The organism is Streptomyces sp. Ag109_O5-1 (assembly GCF_003814875.1).
GTDB lineage: Bacteria > Actinomycetota > Actinomycetes > Streptomycetales > Streptomycetaceae > Streptomyces > Streptomyces sasae.
Map to the genome: position 1 here is coordinate 8042603 of NZ_RKQF01000001.1, position 17123 is coordinate 8059725.

The following is a 17123-nucleotide window of genomic DNA, read 5'->3' on the forward strand; positions in this document are numbered from 1 at the left end:
TGGTGTCGTCGGGGGACGGGGGGTGGTCAGCGCCGGGGTTCGGTTTCCGCTCCCCCTCTGCGCCAGGCACCGAGCAGTTCCTCGGGGCCGTACGCCGCCTGGAGTCCGGAGCAGGCGATCCCGCTGCGGGAGACCGCCACGAGCGGTACCGGGTCGTCGGTGATCGCCGCCCGGTGCTTCTGCAGTGCGGCCAGGTCGTGGCTGTCGAAGGTGGAGTTCTCCAGCCACTTGACCGAGCCGAGGAAGAGCAACTTCTTGGCCATCGGCTGCCGGTCGGCGCCCACCAGGTCGATTTCCACGTCGTTGCTGCGGGTCCAGTAGCCGCCGATCGCCGGGACGGCGGGCAGGGCCCCGTCGGGCAGGAGGCGGGCGAGGGATTCCCGGACCAGGGGCTCGATCGCGCGGCCACGCCAGCTCGTCCACCGCTCCTTGATCCGGCTCAGTGTGAGATCTCCCCGCATCCGCTCGATCTCCGCCATGTGCGGATCCAGGAACGCGAGCCAGAAGCGCAGGTAGGGGTCGGCCACCCGGTAGCGGCGCTCCTTCGACGGCCTCAGCGAGAGCGGCAGCTCGGCTGCCACGACCCGTTTCCCGGTCAGGACGTCGGTGGCCCGGGTGAGCGAGGTGTGGGCGATGCCGCCGGCCGCGCGAGCGATGTTGGTGAACGTCCGCTCCCCGGATCCGATGGCTCGCAAGACCTCCCTGCTCATCGCCTGCGGTGGAAACTCCGCGGCCAGTGAGCGCTCGGCGGAGACCAGCAGTGCGGAGATCGGGTTGTCCAGAGAGTCGCGGAGGAACTCCCAGACATCCGCTCCGGCCCGCCACTCGGCGCAGATCAGGGGGAGCCCCCCGGTGATCAGCGCGGCGTCGAACGCGGCCGACGGGGACAGGCCGAGCATCTCACCGATGTCGGCCGGGTTCAGCGGCCCCACGACCATTTCCCGCCCCCGCTGGTGGAAGGGGCGGTCGTAGCTGTTCAGCGCCTCCATCATCGACAGGTCGGACCCGACCAGGAGGAGAAGCACCGGCTTCCGGCTGAGCAGCCGGTCCCATGCCCGCTGCAACATGCCCTCGAAGGCGTCGATGCGGTCCATGAGATACGGGACCTCGTCGATGACGACCACACTCGGGCTGTCGTCCGGCAGGATCTCCGCGAGCAGCCTGAATGCCGCATTCCACTGTTCCGGGGTCTCCTCGGCGAACAGTCCCCGCTCCGGCAGGGTGGATCTGGCAACGGCGTCGAGCAACTCCGTCAGCTCGTCCTGTGCCGTACCGCCCGCCGCGGTGAAGAAGAGGTACGGCGTCTCGGTCCGCCGGAGAAACTCCTCGACGAGGCTGGACTTGCCGACCCGCCGCCTTCCTCGCATGAGGATGCACTGCCCCGGTTCCGCGGACCCGACGGTCTCGGCAACCGCCTGGAAGGCGTTGCCGAGAACGCTCAGCTCGCGGTCCCGCCCGATGAAACGACGCACAGCAAGCCTCCCGGGAGTAATAGTATCGACAGGGATACTATCGCCACCGATACCATCTTTCTCCGGATGCGGAAGGCGGCCGAGGGGGCGCGCCGTGCCCTGAGAGTGCCCTGCGAGGTCAGCTGCCGGTCTGCGGCCCCCAGCGCTCGGGTCCCACTCCGCGCCAGTCGATCCACGGCGCGTCGGCCACCTCCGCCGGATCGATCTCCAGTCCGGCCCGGCGGAGGAACTCGGCGACGTCGGCCACGTTGTGGGCCAGGCCGAGGATCTCGCCGTCCACGCGTACCCGCCGGCCGCCGGTGGGCGACGGCGGATGGATGGTCACGCGTATCGGTCCGGACATGCCTTCAGGATCATCCGGGACATGCGGCCCCGCACTCCAGCCCGTCATCGGAGCAGCCGCCCGCTCGTGTCCCCGCCCGGTCGTCCGAGAGCACGGAGTTCCCACCACACCGCCGGGCTCGGGCGCCGTCGTTGCCAGTAGGGATGGAAGAAGAGCTGAGCCGACAGCCGGTACAGGCGTCGGCGCAGCTCGGTCCGGCCGGGCTGCTCGGCGAGCTGCCGGTAGGTGGCACTCCACTCCTGTTGCGCCTGGGTCAGGTCCGCGGGAAACGGTCGCATGACCGGATTCAAGCATGTGTTCGATTTTTGAGGCCACTGCGGAAGCCGTAGAGAGTCGGTGGCTGTCAGAGCAGGCCGAGGTCGTCGAGTTCCTTGTACAGGTCGGCGCGGGGGGAGCCGGCGGGCGTCCGCGGGGTGGTGCCCGCCGTCGTCCGGGCGGTGCCGGCCGTCGTCGGGACGGTGGCGTCGCCGGTGGCGGTCCGGGTGTGGCGGTCGCGGAAGAGCCAGGCTCCGGCCAGGCCGCCGAGCAGACCGCCGAGGTGGCCGAGCCAGCTCACGCCCGGTGTGCCGGGGACGGCCACCGTGAGGAGGTATGCGAAGGAGGCGCCCATGACGATCCCGACCAGCGTGTCGATCAGATGCCGGTCGAAGAGGCCCCGTACGACGACGTAACCGAAGTACCCGAAGATCAGGCCGCTGGCGCCGACCGTCGCCACATCGTCCCGCTCGAAGAACCACACCACGACACCGCTGCTCAGTGCGATCAGCAGGGTCAGCCCGAGGAACCGCACCACCCCTCGGTAGGCGGCGAGGAAACCGAAGACGAACAGGGGGCCGGAGTTGCTCTCGATGTGCGCCCAGCTCCAGTGCAGCAGCGGGGCGACCAGGATGTCGGGCAGTGTGCCGACGTCGCCGGAGACCACCGCGTAGTCCCGTGAGAGGGCGTAGTGGTCGGCGTAGTTGGCGAGCTGTACGAGCCAGACGACCGCGAGCAGTGCGAACATCACGAAGAACGCCTTCCGCGCCTCCGCGATCAGCTGCTCGGGACCGGCCGTCGTCCCGCCGGTCCGGTCCCTGTTCCGCACCCCGGTCCGGTCCCTGTTCCGCACCCCGGTCCGGTCCCTGTGCTGCGGCCCCATGGCAGGCTCCCCCTCAGACGGATTCCACGTCCCCACCACGGCGCACTTTACGACAGCCCGGCGGATCCGGCCGGGGGCCGTTCGCCGGCTCCGCCCACAGGTCCGCCGGTACGACCCCGACGGACCGGCCGTGGGCGTCCAGGAGGCGGCCGAGGAGTTTGTCCTGGCGCAGGGTGACGACCCGGTCGGCGATGTCCAGAGCCGGGTGGGCCGTGGCCAGTTGGGTCTCCAGCCGGAGGATGTCGCCGAGCGAGTGCAGGGTGGCCTGGACGACGAGGTTCTGCGGGCCGCTGACGGCGGCGCAGTTGCGGGTCTCGGGGAGGTGGATGAGGGACTGGCCGATGTCGGGGAGGTCGGCGGGCGGGACCTTGGCCCAGAAGGTGACGGCGACCGGCCAGCCGCTCAGCGGGCGGGCGAAGTCGCAGCGGAAGCGGAGCAGACCGCGGCGGGTGAGCGCTTCGATGCGGCGTTTGGCGGTGGAGAGGCTGACGCCGAGGTCCCGTGCCAGAGTCTGGTGCGGCGCCCGGCCGTCCCGGGCGAGGCGGGTGACCAGGGCCCGGTCGACGGGGTTGATCTCGCCCAGGGCGCCGCGCGGGGTGTGCGCCGGGGACGGGGCCGTGAGCCGGGCGCGCTGGGCCGGAGTCAGGGCCGCGATACGCCAGTGGCCTCCCTCGGTGAACATGTGGGTGACGATCCGGGACTGGACGTCGGTGATGCCGGGCAGGCGCGGGAGCAGGTCGAGGGTGTAGCGGGACAGGGCCGGCAGGTCGCGGGTGGCGACCGTGGCGAGGATGTCGTGGCCCGTGGCCGTGCGCTCGATCGTGACCATGTGGGGGTGGGTGCTCAGGGCCCGGGCGACCTGGGCCGTGGTGCCCGGGGCGCAGTCGATCACGACGTACGCGACACAGATCTGTTCGAGCAGGCGTGGGCCGGGGGAGAAGCCCACCCAGGCCGTGCCCTGCTCGGAGAGGCGGTGGAAGCGGCGGGCCACGGTGACCGGGTCGACGTCCAGGGCCCGCCCGAGCTCGGTCCAGGAGGCCCGCGGGCGCAGCTGCAGCGCGTTGATCAGCGCCAGCTCGTCCTCGCTGAGCGGGAGCGGGACCGGCGGTACGGCAGCATCCTGCGCCGCCTCGCCAGGTGAGCCAGAATCCTGCGTTTCGAAGCCGTCGCGCGCCACTCTCCCCTTGTGGACTTGCGGGGCCCGCACCCGGCGGGCCGGGGCTGAAGGAGGTCGGGATCATGGCTTTCGCCGACTACCAGAACGAGATCTACCTCGACGGGCTGCGCGGGGTGGTGCCGCGGTTCCCGATGTCGTACGACGATCTGGAGCCGTTGGCCCAGGCCGCGATGCCCGCCTCGGTGCGTTCGTATGTCGCGGGCGGCGCGGGCGACGAGCGGACCCAGCGGGCCAATGTGAGCGCGTTCGAGCGGTGGGGGCTCGTGCCGCGCATGCTGGTGGGCGCCACGGACCGGGATCTGTCCGTCGACCTGTTCGGGATGCGGCTGGCCTCGCCGCTGTTCATGGCGCCGGTCGGGGTGATCGGGCTGTGCGCGCAGGACGGGCACGGCGATCTCGCCGTCGCCCGCGCCGCCGCGCGCACCGGCGTACCGATGGTCGCCTCCACACTGACCGTCGACCCGCTGGAGCAGGTCGCCGCCGAGTTCGGTGACACCCCGGGCTTCTTCCAGCTCTACACCCCCACCGACCGGGAGCTGGCCGAGAGCCTGGTCCACCGTGCCGAGAAGGCCGGGTTCAAGGGGATCGTCGTCACCCTGGACACCTGGATCACCGGCTGGCGGCCCCGGGACCTGAGCACCAGCAACTTCCCGCAGCTGCGCGGGAACTGCCTGGCCAACTACACCAGCGACCCCGTCTTCCGCGCCCTCCTCGGCGGCCGGAGCCCCAAGGACGACCCGCAGGCCGCGGTCGTCCTGTGGGCGCGGATCTTCGGCAACCCGCTCACCTGGGACGACCTGCCCTGGCTGCGCTCGATCACCGATCTGCCGCTGATCCTCAAGGGCATCTGCCACCCCGAGGACGTCCGCCGCGCCAAGGACGCCGGCGTGGACGGCGTCTACTGCTCCAACCACGGCGGCCGCCAGGCCAACGGCGGCCTGCCCGCCCTCGACGCGCTTCCCGGCGTGGTCGAGGCCGCCGACGGGATGCCGGTCCTCTTCGACTCCGGGGTCCGGACCGGCGCCGACATCGTCAAGGCCGTCGCGCTGGGCGCCACCGCCGTCGGCGTCGGCCGTCCCTACGCGTACGGTCTCGCGTACGGCGGTGAGGCCGGCCTCGTCCACATCCTGCGGGCGCTGCTCGCCGAGGCCGACCTGATCATGGCCGTCGACGGCTATCCGCGCCTCGCCGATCTCACGCCGGAGACGCTTCGGCGCGTTGCCTGACCGCGACCGCAGGTCCGACGGGGGCGCCGCGACCGGTGCCACGACGCGCTCCGGACCGTCGGTCGGTGCCGGCCTCGACCGGTGCTACTACCCGTTCCGCGCCGTCAGTCGGTGGCGGCCGTGACCTTCTCCCAGCGGGCGTACTCGTCCATCAGCTCGGCGAAGCGGCCGCGCACCATCTCCAGGCCGGCGGTGGCCACCGCCAGGTGCAGCGGGGGTTCGTCGGTGCCGGTGGCGTCGGCGACGGCCGCCATCGACCTGACGAGGTCGCCGCGCACCGCCCGCTCGATGCCGGCGGTGTCGGTGATGTCGAGGCGCGTGACCAGCACGTTGTCGAGGCCGGCGAAGGCCGGGTTGGCCTTGGCGGTGTGTCACGCATGGTGGCCGCGACGTTCCAGCCGCGCGCGGCGTACTCGAAGGTGAGCGCCTCGCCCATGCCGGTGGAAGCGCCTGTGATCAGAACGGTCTTGCTCATGATGCTCTCTCTCGATGCTCTCTCGCGTGGGGCGGCCCTCGCTCGCACCCTCACTGCCAAACAGAATCTACAAAACATGTATAGCGTGCCCAGTTGGTATGGTGTGTGTATGACCGTGACCCGAGGGGACGCCCAGCGCCGCGAACAGGTGCTCGCGGCGGCGCTGACCGTTTTCGCCACGTTCGGCTATCGCAAGACGTCGATGGACGCGGTGGCCAGGGCAGCGGACATCTCCCGCCCCGGCCTGTACTTCCTCTTCGCGGGCAAGGAGGAGCTGTTCCGCGAGACCATGCGGCAGGAACTGGACCGGGCCCTGGACGACGTCCGTACGGCCCTGGCCGCACCGGACGCGGACCTCGACGCCCGCCTGGTGGCCGCGCTCGACGCGAACCTGGGCCGGTACGTCGGCACGCACCTCAACGAGGGCGTCGACGAACTGCTGGAACACGGGACTGCCCAGCTGCACGACATGTACGACGGCCACCGGGGCGCTTTCCTCGACACGCTCGCGGAGGCGATCACCGATTCCGGCCGCTCGGCCACCGCGGGCGTCACGGCCCGGCAGATCGCGGAGGTCCTGCAGGCGGCCGGCGAGGGCTGGAAGCACCGGGTCGCGGACCGCGAGGAGTTCGTCGGCAAGCTCACGACGGCGGTCGGGGTGGCGCTGCGCCCGTAGCGAGTGCCGCCTTCCGGCACATCCTGACACGGCGTCAAGTGCTGTCCGAGGCACGGAAATTCGCACAGCATTGCAAAGCCCGCGTTGTTAGCATTTCCCGGCTCGGCGCCATGACAGGTTCAAGGGGGCGGCCTGCACACGCAGTACGGCTACCCCAACGGCGGTGGCCTGCCCGTCCCCGGCGGACCGCTGCTCATCACGGTGACGGACGACTGACAGCAAGGCCGAGTGCGGCGAGGGACGGACGTAAGGGGCCGTGGCCATGGAGTTCTTCTGCTATCACCGTGATCGGGCCGGATCCGTCACGTTGCGGAGGGAGCTGGCGGAGGAGCACTGGTCCTACATGGACCGGTACGCGGACGAGCTGATCGCTCGCGGGCCCACCTTCGCCGCCGACGGTGAGACGCCCACCGGGAGTGTGCACGTCGTTGATCTGCCCGATCCGTTCGCCGCCCGCGCGTTCGCCTTCGACGAGCCCAACCACCAGGCCGGTGTGTACCGGGACGTGCTGCTGCGCCGGTGGCGCAACATGCTGGGGCGCACCATGTGGGAGTTCCCCGGGGGACGGGTCGGTCGTGACCGGTATCTCGTGCTCGGCCACGGTCCGGTGAGGGGCGCCGGCGTCGAACTCGGCCTGCCGCCCGGCACCGGCCACGACGAGCTGATCGCTTTCGGGCCGCTGCTGTCCGATGACGCCACCGTCTGGCTGGGTACGGCCGCCCTGGTCCGGGCCGCGGATCCCGAAGCGGCCCGGGCCGTTCTCGCCCCGGTCCGGTACGCGGAGACAGAGGTCCACGACTGGGAGTTCGGCGGAAGACGGTAGTAAGCCGAAGACGTACGCCTATGACGTGATCGGGAACAGGCAGAACTCGTTGCCCTCGGGGTCCGTGAACACCGTGTGGTCGTCGTGGCGGGCGATCACCGACGCCCCGAGTCCCGCCAGCCGTACGGTCTCCGTCTCCAGGTCGGCTGTCCGGATGTCCAGGTGTACGCGGTTCTTCACCCGTTTCTCTTCCGGGACCAGTTGGAACCACAGGCGTGGGCCCCGGCCCGACACCGGTTCGACCAGGACCGTCGGGTCGTCCTCGGGGCCGGTGAAGCCCAGGGAGCGAAGGCGGAGCAGTTCGGCCTCGTCGTACGGGGCCACGGAGTACTCGTCCAGCGTCGCCGCCCAGAAGCGCGCCGCTGACGCCGGGTGGGCGGAGTCGAAGACGATGTCGTGGAGGTGGGCCATGCGCGAATTGTGCCCAGTGCGGCTTCACACGACCAGCAACTCCGCCAGCTCGTCGGCGAATTCCGTGATGCGGTCCAGCTCGGGGCCGCCGCGTGCGACGCGGAAAGCGTGCCGGCGGCCCCAGAACGACGCCCGTGCGACGTGGAACTGGGCCCAGCGCCGGACGCGCTCGCGGTCCAGTTGCGCCGTCTCCGCGAAGATGTCCAGCAGGCGGTGGGTCGTCCGCGCCAGGTCCCCGGCCCCCATGAGCGTCAGGGCGCGGGACTTCAGCAACGTACCGCCGTCGTACGCCGGGTCTCCCACGTACCCCTTCGGGTCGACCGCCAGCCACGGCTCCCGGTCCGCCCGCAGGATGTTCCGTGCGTGCAGGTCGCCGTGGACGAGGGTGTCCGGCTGGGACCGGCCCAGTTCGCGGGCCGTGGCGACGGCGGCGTCCACCGCGCGGGGCGGCAGCGGGTGGGGCAGCTCCACCGCGTCCTTCCGTAACTCCGCGGCCCAGGCATCGGCCTGGTCCCGGAGCCGCGGCAGCCCCGGCGGCGCCGGGACGGCCAGGCGGTGGTTCAGGCGGCCCGCGATCGCCACCACCGTCTCTTCGTCCGGTTCGAGCGACGCCAGCGTCGCCATGTGGGCCCGTTCCAGGAGCAGGGCGTAACGGGCGTCGTCCCGCCGGTGGAGGAGGACCGCCCCCCGGCCCGCCCACGCCTCGAACGCGTCCGGTTCGTGGACGTTGCCGGGGTGCGGGAAGGACACCTTCAGGACACAGGGGCGGCGGGACGACCGCTGCCGCACCGGGACGATCACTCCCACGCCCCCGTGCGTCACCTCGCCGTCGGGTGCGCAGTCCCACTCGTCCAGCAAATCCTGGACGATCGAAGGGAGTTCGGCGATCCAGGCCGCCCCACGGTCCCCCTCGCGGCCGATCGTGCCGCGCGCCAGCTCTTCCGGAATGCCGATCACCCCGGCACCCTACGCGCCGACGGGCCGGTACGGCGTACGGCCGCGTCCGGGGCGCCTCCCGGGCCCGCCCCTCGTAGGCTGGCCGCACACGGAACCCACCTGTGGAGGGCGCCCCCATGAGCAGCGGCTGGAACAGCGACGGCATCCCCGACCTCACCGGGCGCGTCGCCGTCGTCACCGGAGCCAACAGCGGGCTCGGGTACGTCACCGCGCGGGAGCTGGCCCGGAAGGGGGCCCGGGTGGTGCTCGCCTGCCGGAGCGCCGAGCGGGGGCAGACGGCGAGGGACCGGATGGCCGCCGAAGTGCCCGGTGCACGCGTCGAGTTCGGACGGCTCGATCTCGGGGACCTCGCCTCCGTACGGGACTTCGCGGACTCGTACGCGTACGAGCGGCTCGATCTCCTCGTCGACAACGCCGGCGTGATGGCGCCTCCCTACGGCACCACCGTGGACGGGTTCGAGACGCAGTTCGGGGTCAACCACCTCGGGCACTTCGCCCTCACCGGGCTGCTCATGCCCGCCCTGGTGCGTACCGCCGGTGCCCGTGTCATCAGCGTCTCCAGCATGATGCACGCCCTCGCCAACATCGACATGGGCGATCTCAACAGCGCCCGGCGGTACCGTCGTTGGGTTGCCTACGCGCGGTCCAAGACCGCCAACCTGCTCTTCGTCCACGAGCTCGCCCGGCGCGTCGACGCCCACGGGTACGGACTCGTCGTCGCCGCCGCTCATCCGGGGTACGCCGCCACCAACCTGCAGACCGCCGGGCCGCGCGCCGAGGGGCGGCGCGCGGCCGAGCGGATGATGGCGGCCGGGAACCTGGTGTTCGCGCAGTCCGCCGACGCCGGGGCCCTGCCCACCCTCTACGCGGCCACCGCTCCCGGCGTACGGCCCGACTCCTTCACCGGGCCCTCGATCGCCATGTGGCGGGGCTCCCCGGCCCCCTCCTGGCGGGCGCCCTGGACCCGGAACGACGCGATGGCGCGACGGCTCTGGGACGAGTCGGAGCGGCTCAGCGGGGTGTCCTACGACGCCGTACTGAAAGACGCCTGAAGGAGCCTGAAGGAGATCTCCGGGAGGCCTGAAGAGCGCCCGGGCTAGGCCGCCCGCACCTCGTACGCCGCCACCCGTACCGTCTCGTCGTCCAGGCACTCGCCGGTCACCAGGTCGAAGCGCTGCTTCAGCAGTGGCGAGGCGACGAACGGGCGGCCTTGGTGGGTGCCGGTCAGGCCGCGGGAGAGCACCGCCGCGCCGCCGAAGGGGTCGCGGTTGTCGATCGCGTAGAGGCGGTCCGTGCGGTCGCGGAAGAGGGCGACCTGACGGCCGTCCGGCAGGAGCGCGGCCACGCCCCGGCCGGGGGTCAGCCGGCTCAGGTCGCAGACCGTGAACCAGCTCTCCTCCAGCCGCAGTTGGACCTTCAGGTCGGTGGTCTCGGGTGCCAGGGTCATCGCTGGGCGCTTCCTTCCAGAACGTCTGCCGAGTTTTCGGTGGGACGCATGCCGATGGACAGCAGCGGCAGGTCGGGCTTCATCTGGTCGCGCTCGGGCACGAAGCCGACGACCGGGTCGGGGGTGTCGGGGGCGTTGACGAAGGACACGAACCGGGCGAGCTTCTCCGGGTCGTTGACGGTCGACGCCCACTCGTCGGCGTAGTTCGCCACATGCGCCGCCATCAGGGACTCCAGCTCCTCGCAGATGCCGAGGGAGTCCTCGACGACGACGTCACGGACGTGGTCGAGGCCGCCGGGGATCCGCTCCAGCCAGGTCGAGGTGCGCTCCAGGCGGTCCGCGGTGCGGATGTAGAACATCAGGAAGCGGTCGATCAGGCGGATCAGTTCCGCGTCGGTGAGGTCCTGGGCGAGCAGGTCCGCGTGGCGGGGGGTGGCGCCGCCGTTGCCGCCGACGTACAGGTTCCAGCCGTTGGAGGTGGCGATCACGCCGAAGTCCTTCGACTGGGCCTCGGCGCACTCGCGGGCGCAGCCGGAGACCGCCGACTTGAGCTTGTGCGGCGACCTGAGCCCCCGGTAGCGCAGCTCCAGGTCGATCGCCATCCGGACCGAGTCCTGGACGCCGTACCGGCACCAGGTGGAGCCCACACAGGACTTGACGGTCCGCAGGGACTTTCCGTACGCGTGCCCGGACTCGAAGCCCGCGTCCACCAACCGCATCCAGATCAGCGGGAGCTGCTCGACGCGGGCGCCGAACATGTCGATGCGCTGACCGCCGGTGATCTTCGTGTAGAGGCCGAAGTCGCGGGCGATCTCGCCGATCACGATCAGGCCCTCGGGGGTGATCTCACCGCCGGGGATGCGCGGGACGACCGAGTACGAGCCGTTCTTCTGGAGGTTGGCGAGGAAGTGGTCGTTGCTGTCCTGGAGGGCCGCCTGCTCGCCGTCCAGGACGTAACCGCTCACACCGATCGTCGGCGCGAGGGAGGCGATGATCGAGGCCACCGCCGGCTTGCAGACCTCGCAGCCGTCGCCGCCCCTGGCGCCGTCGCGGCCGTACCGGTCGAGCAGGTCCTGGTAGGTGTTGATGCGCAGCGCGAGGACGATCTCGTACAGCTCCTCGCGGGTCTGCGAGAAGCAGCCGCACAGGCCCTTGTCGACCTCTACGCCGGACGCCTCCAGCTCGGCCGTGACCAGCTGCCCGAGGACCTTGACGCAACTACCGCAGCCGGTACCGGCCTTGGTGCACTTCTTGACCTCCGGCACGGTGGTGCAGGAGTGCTCCGTCACCGCGCCGCGGATCGCGCCCTTGCTCACGTTGTGGCAGGAGCAGATGACCGCCTCGTCCGGGAGGGCGGACGGGCCGAGCTGGGCGCCGCCGCTCGCGCCGGCCGGCAGGACCAGCGACTCGGGGGAGATCGGCGGGACCGAGCCGGTCAGGGCGCGCAGCGTGCCGTAGGCGTCCGCGTCGCCGACCAGGATGCCGCCGAGGAGGGTGCCGTCGCGGCCGATGACCAGCTTCTTGTACAGGCCCGAGCGGGAGTCGGAGTAGACGACGTCCAGGCAGTCCTCGGTGGTGCCATGCGCGTCGCCGAAGGACGCCACGTCCACACCGAGCAGCTTCAGCTTGGTGGACAGGTCGGCGCCGGTGAAGGCGGCCTCGTCGGCGGCGATGGTGGCCGCGGCCGTCTCGGCCTGCTCGTAACCGGGGGCCACCAGGCCGTACACCCGGCCGTCCGCCGCCAGCGCGCACTCGCCGATCGCGAACACCTGGGGATCGGTCACCGTACGGCACTGCTCGTCGACGGTGATGCCGCCGCGCTCGCCGACGGACAGGCCGCAGTCGCGGGCGAGTTGGTCGCGGGGCCGGACACCGGCGCTGAACACCACCAGGTCCGTGGCGAGTTCGGAGCCGTCGGACAGCTTCATGCCGGTGACGGCACCCTCGCCGTCGACGACGATCTCCTGGGTGCCGACGCCCGTGTGGACGGTCAGGCCCATCTCCTCGATGGTGCGCAGGAGCGCGGCGCCGCCGCCCTCGTCGACCTGCACCGGCATCAGCCGCGGCGCGAACTCCACGATGTGGGAGGTGAGTCCGAGGCCCTTCAGCGCACCGGCGGCCTCCAGGCCGAGCAGCCCGCCGCCGACCACGGCACCCGTCGTCGCCTTCGACTTCGCGTACTCCTCGATCGCGAGCAGGTCCTCGATGGTGCGGTAGACGAAACAGCCGGTTGCGTCCTTGTTGGGGACCGGCGGCACGAACGGGAACGAGCCGGTGGCCAGCACGAGCGTGTCGTACGCGAACACCGCGCCCGACCTGGCCGTCACCTTCCTCGCCTCGCGGTCGACCGTCACCGCCGGGTCGCCGACGTACAGCTCGATACCGTGGTCGTTGATGAACTCCATGTCGGTCATGGAGAGTTCATCGGCGGTCCTGCCCGAGAAGTACGAGGTGAGGGCGACACGGTCGTACGCGGGACGCGGCTCCTCGCACAGCACGACCACGCGGTGCGTGGCGGTCAGGCCGCGCTCGGCGAGCGCTTCGAGGAAGCGCTGGCCGACCATGCCGTGGCCGACGAGCACGATCGTGGGGGTGGCCCCCGGGGCGGTGGTCATCAGGAGCCTCCATCGTTGGTGAGCAGGTGGAGCAGCGGCCCGCCGTCGGAGGGCAGCGGCTCTGCTCCCTCCCAGGCGCGGGCGAGCGCGCCGACGGTGCCGAGTTCGCCGACCAGGACCCCGCCGACCAGCCGGTCGTCACGGACGACGACCTTGCGGTAGGTGCCCCGGGTGGCGTCGGCGAGCTGCACGACGTCGTCACCGGGGCGGGCTTCGGTCTCGCCGAACGCGGCGAGGTCGAATGCCTCGGAAGAGGAGCCGGATCCGGCGAGGGTGAGCCGGGTGAGGGAACGGGTGCCGGTGTAGCGGGAGTCGCCGTCTCCTGCGAGCAACCCGGCCAGCGCCTCGGCCTGTTCGAGGGCGGGTGCGGCCAGGCCGTACACCGTCCCCTCGTGCTGGACGCAGTCGCCGATCGCGTGGATGTGCGGGTCGGAGGTGCGCAGTTCGTCGTCCACGAGGACGCCCGTGTGGACGGCGAGACCGGCGTCCAGCGCCAGACCGACGCGGGGGCGGACCCCGCAGGCGACGACGACGAGATCGGCGTCGAGGACGTACCCGTCGGCGAGTTCGACCGAGCGGACCGCGCCGCCGACGCAGCGCACGTCCCGTACCCGGCACTCGGTGTGGACCTCGACGCCCAGGTCCTTCAGATGGCGCAGCACGAGCTTGGAGGCGGCCGGGTCGAGCTGGCGCTCCATGAGCCGTTCCGCCTGCTGGGCGAGGACGACCTTCGCGCCGCGCACGGCAAGCGCGCGGGCTGCGGACACGCCGAGCAGCCCGCCGCCGACGACCACCGCCCGCACCCCGGGCCGTACCGCCTTGGACAGGCCCAGGCAGTCGTCCATCGTGCGGAACGCGTGCACGCCCTCGGGGAGGACGTGGTCCGGGGTGAACAGCCCGCGCAGCGGCGGGAGTACCGGGTTGGAGCCGGTGGCCAGGACCAGCGTGTCGTATGCGATGCGCGTGCCGTCCGCGCAGCCGACGGTCCGTGCGGCCCGGTCGATCCCGGTGACCCGGGCGCGGACGATGCCGGCGGGTGCGGGAAGGGCGATCACCTCGGGGGCGTAGCGGCCGGCCAGCACCTCGGCGAGCAGCACCCTGTTGTACGGGCGGTGCTCCTCGTCGCCGACGAGCGTCACGGGCGTGCCGAGCTCACCGAGCCGCCGGGCGAGACGGACGCCCGCGAGGCCGGCGCCGATCACCACCACACGCGTATTCGAGGTCATACCCAGGAGCCTGCGGGGCCGACGTTACCCGACCGCATCACGACTGTTTCCCGCGAGGAACGCTGCCCTCTTCGGGGAAGGGGGTTGGGTGTGAGGGGTCCGGAGGCGGGGTGACAGGGGCTGTGAGGTGGGCGAAACGCGGGGGAGGGGGTGGGCAGGGCTCCGGTCCGCGGTCGGTCAGCGGCTTCCGGTCAGGTGGGCGAAGACGACCACGTTGCCCTGGTAGCCGGTGGTCCGGGAGTAGCCGCCGCCGCAGGTGATGACCCTTAGCTCGGGGCGTTTCGCGGCTCCGTACACCTTCTCGTCGGGGAAGTCGCGGGCCTGGTAGACCTCCACGGCGTCCACGGTGAACACGGCGACGGTCCGGTTCCGCAGGTCCACCTCGATGGCCGCGCCGCGCTTGAGGGCGCCGAGGTCGTAGAAGACGGCGGGGCCCTCGGTGTTGTCGACGTGGCCCGCGACGATCGCGGTGCCGGTCTCGCCGGGGGTGGTGCCCGCCTCGTACCAGCCGGCGAGGTTCTTGTCGCCGGCGGGCGGGACGTCGAGGCTGCCCGAGGGGGTGAGGGCGAGGCCCATCAGAGGGGCGTTCACGTGGATGGCGGGGATCCGGATCCGGGTGGGCGGGGAGGGGGGCAGCGCGGGGGCCGCGAGGCGTTCCTCGCCGGGGTCGGGGCGGCCCTCGGCGGCGGACGGCTGGGGCGGCGCGGTGTGCGGTCCGGAACCGGGACCGAGGAGCCATACGCCTGAGCCGAGGGCCACGACGGTCACGGCGGCTATCGCGGTGTCCCCGATCTTGCGCATGCGAACGCCTCTTTCGGAAGTTAGAGCTTCTGACGATGAGAGCCTCTAACGAGGGGGACAGGTGCTGGAGCGAGTGAGACCCACTAACGAACCTGACCCCCTACCCCCTCCGGGCCGCGAGGGGCGTCGGACCCGGAGAGGGCGGGGTGTGCGGTACCGGCGGACGGACAGCGGAGGGTGTCCGTCAGATCCCGTCGCCTCTCGCCCGGCGATGCAGGAGCCAGGTACCGCCCGCGGCGGCGACGGCCAGAGCCGCTACGCCCGCCGTGGTCTGCACGGAGTCGGTGCCAAGGGCAGCACCGACCCCCGTCTTCACACTGCCGTGGGGCTGCAGCTGCTGCGCCTGCGACCCGGCGGCCGGCGTCATCGCCACCGTCAGGTCACCGGTCACCCGCAGATTCCCCGCGGCGCACGTCGCGACGATCTCGTACGTCCCCGGCTGCGCGCCGGCCGGCACCCGGAACTGCCCGATCGCCTCGCCCTCGTGGGCACTGGGCGCCAGCGTGAACGTGCCGGCGCCGACCGAGCCCGCGTCGCCGACCGCCGACCCCTTCTCGCCGCACGCCGCCGTGTTCACCGAGACCTGTCCGCCCGGCGACGCGGTCGACGGGTAGACATCCAGGCCGCTGGCGCCGCCGCCGTACGCCGGCGCGGCGGCGAGACCGGCCGCGGCCGCGGCGAGCGCGGTCCCGGTCAGCAGACGGACGGTGCGTCGCATGGTGCTCCCTCGTCGAGCTCGTCCCACTTCCTTGCTCTACCGAGGTAAAAGCCAACCGGCCGGGCCCGCTTCCTGAGATTCCGTCAGTTGTGGGATGAACGGGTGTCACGGAGGGGGTTCGCCGGGGGTGTTGCGCGGGCGTTCTGGCAGGTCAAGGGGGCCGAGCAAGGGAAAGTATGAAGAACACACGAATGGGTGCCCCCTCATGGACACGGCGGCCGGTAGGCGATGTCCCCGACGTACTGCCGCCACTCCTTCTGCGCGAGGGTGTGCTTCGTGGCGGCGCAGACACGCCGGTCGGCCCGGTAGGGGGCCGGAGCGCGGTCGGGTCCGCAGGCCGCGCGGCGGAACTGCGGCCGGGACGACCGGTCTGCCGGTGCCCCGGCGGGGGTGGGCACCGGCAGACCTCCACGGGGCGATGCACGCGAAAGGCGGCCGGCAAGATGCGGGCCGTGCCCGGTCGAGTACCTGCCCGACACGGGCGGTCGGGGACTCCACGGGCGGTTCGCCGACCGCGCCTGGCTGACGGACGGCATGCGGGTCCTCTCGGAGAAGCAGCGCAGCGTCGTCGCGTTGCGGCACTGGGCGCAGCCGGCCACCGAGGAGACGGCCGCCGCCCTCGGCATGTCGGCGGGGACGGTCAGGAGCACCCTGCGCCGGGCGCTCGCCCGGCTCCGCGAGGAACTGGAGCGCAGCGGCCTGTGACCCGGTCAACTCCCGTTCGGTGTCGCACGGATCGCCGCGATGTCGAACTGCAGACGGACCGTCTCGCTGACCATCGCGCCGCCCTCCGCCAGCCGGGAGTTGTACGACAGACCCCAGTCCATGCGGTTGATGGTGGTGGTGCCGTCGAAGCCGACCCGTTCGTAGCCGAAGGGGTCCGTGACATTTCCTATGTAGGTGAGTTCCAGGTCGACCGGACGGGTCGTGTTCTTGATGGTGAGGTCGCCTGTCATGACGTAGACGTCGGGGGATTTCAGGCGTACCGCCGAGCTCTGGAAGCGCATCCGCGGGTAGGTCGAGGCGTCCAGGAAGTCGCGGCCGACCAGGTGGGCGTCCCGCTGCTCCACGCCCGTGTCGACGCTGCCCGTGGACAGGACGATCTCCGCCCGGGAGCGGGACGGGTCGCGGCCGTCGAAGTAGAGGCGGCTCTGGTACTCGGCGAAGGCGCCGCGGACCGTCGTCACCATCGCGTGCCGGACCGAGAAACCGATTCTGCTGTGGGCCGGGTCGATGATCCACTCACCGGTGAGGGCGGCGAGGGCGGGGTCCAGGAGAACGGGGGCGGAGGTGGGGGTGGCAGCCGGGGCGACCGTGGGGCGCGGCGGGGCCGTGGGGGTGCGGCGGGACGCGTGGGGGCGGCTGAACAAGTTCATGGATTATCTAGTTAGTGCACACGAGTAAATGCCGCAAGTGGCGGGTGGGGCACGGGAGTTCAGGAATTCCGTGCGCCGTCACGGAAGCTGCACAACTCCGCCATGGTTTCCGCTCAGGAATCCACTCGGATTCCACTCGGACTCATTCCGGTATTCCCGAATTCCGGGTGTTTCCCGAATCGGGCGACGGCCGCCCCGGTCCGTTCGCCCGGGGCGGCCGCCCTCATGTACCCGAGCCGCCG

The 17123-nt window shown here is 71.6% G+C and carries 19 protein-coding genes and 1 pseudogene; 5 read left to right on the plus strand and 15 right to left on the minus strand.

Annotation, left to right across the window (positions count from 1 at the left end):
* Positions 1–26: 26 nt before the first annotated feature.
* The 5 genes from EDD90_RS36510 to EDD90_RS36530 all read right to left on the minus strand — a co-directional run bounded on the left by EDD90_RS36510 (position 27) and on the right by EDD90_RS36530 (position 4130).
* On the minus strand, positions 27–1472 hold the full coding sequence (locus tag EDD90_RS36510; RefSeq protein WP_123977123.1) for an ATP-binding protein: 1446 nt from the start codon (positions 1470–1472) through the stop codon (positions 27–29).
* 118 nt (positions 1473–1590) lie between these two features.
* The gene (locus tag EDD90_RS36515) at positions 1591–1815 is read right to left on the minus strand and encodes a hypothetical protein (protein WP_185149357.1); all 225 of its coding nucleotides are present in this window, start codon (positions 1813–1815) and stop codon (positions 1591–1593) included.
* Positions 1816–1859: 44 nt separating this feature from the next.
* Positions 1860–2093, minus strand: coding sequence for a hypothetical protein (locus EDD90_RS36520; RefSeq protein ID WP_123977124.1), 234 nt, complete (start codon positions 2091–2093; stop codon positions 1860–1862).
* A gap of 65 nt (positions 2094–2158) precedes the next feature.
* Positions 2159–2953 (minus strand): rhomboid family intramembrane serine protease, encoded by a 795-nt coding sequence (locus EDD90_RS36525; RefSeq protein ID WP_123977125.1) that lies wholly within the window; start codon positions 2951–2953, stop codon positions 2159–2161.
* A 13-nt stretch (positions 2954–2966) separates the two neighbouring features.
* Complete coding sequence (locus EDD90_RS36530; protein WP_123977126.1) at positions 2967–4130, minus strand: Lrp/AsnC family transcriptional regulator; 1164 nt, start codon at positions 4128–4130, stop codon at positions 2967–2969.
* Positions 4131–4192: 62 nt separating this feature from the next.
* Here EDD90_RS36530 and EDD90_RS36535 point away from each other — a divergent pair, with 62 nt between their 5' ends.
* Entirely contained in the window at positions 4193–5356 is a 1164-nt protein-coding gene (locus tag EDD90_RS36535; RefSeq protein ID WP_123977127.1) for a lactate 2-monooxygenase, read from the plus strand.
* 104 nt (positions 5357–5460) lie between these two features.
* Here EDD90_RS36535 and EDD90_RS55825 read toward each other — a convergent pair whose 3' ends face one another.
* On the minus strand, positions 5461–5685 hold the full coding sequence (locus EDD90_RS55825; RefSeq protein WP_185149358.1) for a hypothetical protein: 225 nt from the start codon (positions 5683–5685) through the stop codon (positions 5461–5463).
* Positions 5686–5940: 255 nt separating this feature from the next.
* On the opposite strand from EDD90_RS55825, the gene EDD90_RS55830 reads away from it, so the two are divergent.
* Entirely contained in the window at positions 5941–6507 is a 567-nt protein-coding gene (locus tag EDD90_RS55830; RefSeq protein ID WP_185149359.1) for a TetR/AcrR family transcriptional regulator, read from the plus strand.
* Positions 6508–6769: 262 nt separating this feature from the next.
* A complete protein-coding gene (locus EDD90_RS36545) occupies positions 6770–7330 on the plus strand; it encodes a YciI family protein (protein ID WP_123982028.1) in 561 nt (186 codons plus the stop codon).
* Between the two features lie 18 nt (positions 7331–7348).
* Here the strand turns inward: EDD90_RS36545 and EDD90_RS36550 are convergent, their stop codons facing one another.
* The gene (locus EDD90_RS36550) at positions 7349–7741 is read right to left on the minus strand and encodes a VOC family protein (RefSeq protein ID WP_123977128.1); all 393 of its coding nucleotides are present in this window, start codon (positions 7739–7741) and stop codon (positions 7349–7351) included.
* A 24-nt stretch (positions 7742–7765) separates the two neighbouring features.
* Positions 7766–8698, minus strand: coding sequence for an aminoglycoside phosphotransferase family protein (locus EDD90_RS36555; protein WP_123977129.1), 933 nt, complete (start codon positions 8696–8698; stop codon positions 7766–7768).
* Positions 8699–8814: 116 nt separating this feature from the next.
* On the opposite strand from EDD90_RS36555, the gene EDD90_RS36560 reads away from it, so the two are divergent.
* Positions 8815–9750, plus strand: coding sequence for an oxidoreductase (locus EDD90_RS36560; protein ID WP_123977130.1), 936 nt, complete (start codon positions 8815–8817; stop codon positions 9748–9750).
* A gap of 44 nt (positions 9751–9794) precedes the next feature.
* On the opposite strand, the gene nirD is transcribed toward EDD90_RS36560, so the two are convergent.
* The 6 genes from nirD to EDD90_RS36590 form a co-directional block, all read right to left on the minus strand.
* Positions 9795–10145 carry a nitrite reductase small subunit NirD gene (nirD, locus tag EDD90_RS36565; RefSeq protein WP_123977131.1) on the minus strand — a complete coding sequence of 117 codons (351 nt, stop codon included), beginning with the start codon at positions 10143–10145 and terminating at the stop codon, positions 9795–9797.
* The gene (gene nirB, locus EDD90_RS36570; RefSeq protein ID WP_123977132.1) at positions 10142–12760 is read right to left on the minus strand and encodes a nitrite reductase large subunit NirB; all 2619 of its coding nucleotides are present in this window, start codon (positions 12758–12760) and stop codon (positions 10142–10144) included. Before nirB ends, nirD begins: the two co-directional genes overlap by 4 nt.
* Positions 12760–13986 carry an NAD(P)/FAD-dependent oxidoreductase gene (locus tag EDD90_RS36575; protein ID WP_123977133.1) on the minus strand — a complete coding sequence of 409 codons (1227 nt, stop codon included), beginning with the start codon at positions 13984–13986 and terminating at the stop codon, positions 12760–12762. Before EDD90_RS36575 ends, nirB begins: the two co-directional genes overlap by 1 nt.
* A 177-nt stretch (positions 13987–14163) precedes the next feature.
* The gene (locus EDD90_RS36580; protein WP_123977134.1) at positions 14164–14787 is read right to left on the minus strand and encodes a class F sortase; all 624 of its coding nucleotides are present in this window, start codon (positions 14785–14787) and stop codon (positions 14164–14166) included.
* A gap of 184 nt (positions 14788–14971) precedes the next feature.
* Positions 14972–15505, minus strand: a complete 534-nt coding sequence (locus tag EDD90_RS36585) for a hypothetical protein (RefSeq protein WP_123977135.1) — start codon at positions 15503–15505, stop codon at positions 14972–14974.
* A gap of 203 nt (positions 15506–15708) precedes the next feature.
* Complete coding sequence (locus EDD90_RS36590) at positions 15709–15903, minus strand: hypothetical protein (protein ID WP_123977136.1); 195 nt, start codon at positions 15901–15903, stop codon at positions 15709–15711.
* 58 nt (positions 15904–15961) lie between these two features.
* Between EDD90_RS36590 and EDD90_RS36595 the strand changes: the two are divergent.
* Positions 15962–16210, plus strand: a pseudogene (locus EDD90_RS36595) (sigma factor-like helix-turn-helix DNA-binding protein); the annotation flags it as partial.
* A 5-nt stretch (positions 16211–16215) separates the two neighbouring features.
* Here the strand turns inward: EDD90_RS36595 and EDD90_RS36600 are convergent.
* The gene (locus EDD90_RS36600) at positions 16216–16881 is read right to left on the minus strand and encodes a YceI family protein (protein ID WP_123977138.1); all 666 of its coding nucleotides are present in this window, start codon (positions 16879–16881) and stop codon (positions 16216–16218) included.
* Positions 16882–17123 lie beyond the last annotated feature (242 nt).

What these genes read in the sequence shown, in the direction of transcription:
- EDD90_RS36575 (WP_123977133.1), bottom strand. Translation starts at nt 13,986, where the DNA reads ATGACCTCGAATACGCGTGTGGTGGTGATCGGCGCCGGCCTCGCGGGC.
- EDD90_RS36580 (WP_123977134.1), bottom strand. Translation starts at nt 14,787, where the DNA reads ATGCGCAAGATCGGGGACACCGCGATAGCCGCCGTGACCGTCGTGGCC.
- EDD90_RS36520 (WP_123977124.1), bottom strand. Translation starts at nt 2,093, where the DNA reads ATGCGACCGTTTCCCGCGGACCTGACCCAGGCGCAACAGGAGTGGAGT.
- EDD90_RS36585 (WP_123977135.1), bottom strand. Translation starts at nt 15,505, where the DNA reads ATGCGACGCACCGTCCGTCTGCTGACCGGGACCGCGCTCGCCGCGGCC.
- EDD90_RS36545 (WP_123982028.1), top strand. Translation starts at nt 6,770, where the DNA reads ATGGAGTTCTTCTGCTATCACCGTGATCGGGCCGGATCCGTCACGTTG.
- EDD90_RS36515 (WP_185149357.1), bottom strand. Translation starts at nt 1,815, where the DNA reads ATGTCCGGACCGATACGCGTGACCATCCATCCGCCGTCGCCCACCGGC.
- EDD90_RS36560 (WP_123977130.1), top strand. Translation starts at nt 8,815, where the DNA reads ATGAGCAGCGGCTGGAACAGCGACGGCATCCCCGACCTCACCGGGCGC.
- EDD90_RS36600 (WP_123977138.1), bottom strand. Translation starts at nt 16,881, where the DNA reads ATGAACTTGTTCAGCCGCCCCCACGCGTCCCGCCGCACCCCCACGGCC.
- EDD90_RS36525 (WP_123977125.1), bottom strand. Translation starts at nt 2,953, where the DNA reads ATGGGGCCGCAGCACAGGGACCGGACCGGGGTGCGGAACAGGGACCGG.
- nirD (WP_123977131.1), bottom strand. Translation starts at nt 10,145, where the DNA reads ATGACCCTGGCACCCGAGACCACCGACCTGAAGGTCCAACTGCGGCTG.
- EDD90_RS36535 (WP_123977127.1), top strand. Translation starts at nt 4,193, where the DNA reads ATGGCTTTCGCCGACTACCAGAACGAGATCTACCTCGACGGGCTGCGC.
- EDD90_RS36550 (WP_123977128.1), bottom strand. Translation starts at nt 7,741, where the DNA reads ATGGCCCACCTCCACGACATCGTCTTCGACTCCGCCCACCCGGCGTCA.
- nirB (WP_123977132.1), bottom strand. Translation starts at nt 12,760, where the DNA reads ATGACCACCGCCCCGGGGGCCACCCCCACGATCGTGCTCGTCGGCCAC.
- EDD90_RS55830 (WP_185149359.1), top strand. Translation starts at nt 5,941, where the DNA reads ATGACCGTGACCCGAGGGGACGCCCAGCGCCGCGAACAGGTGCTCGCG.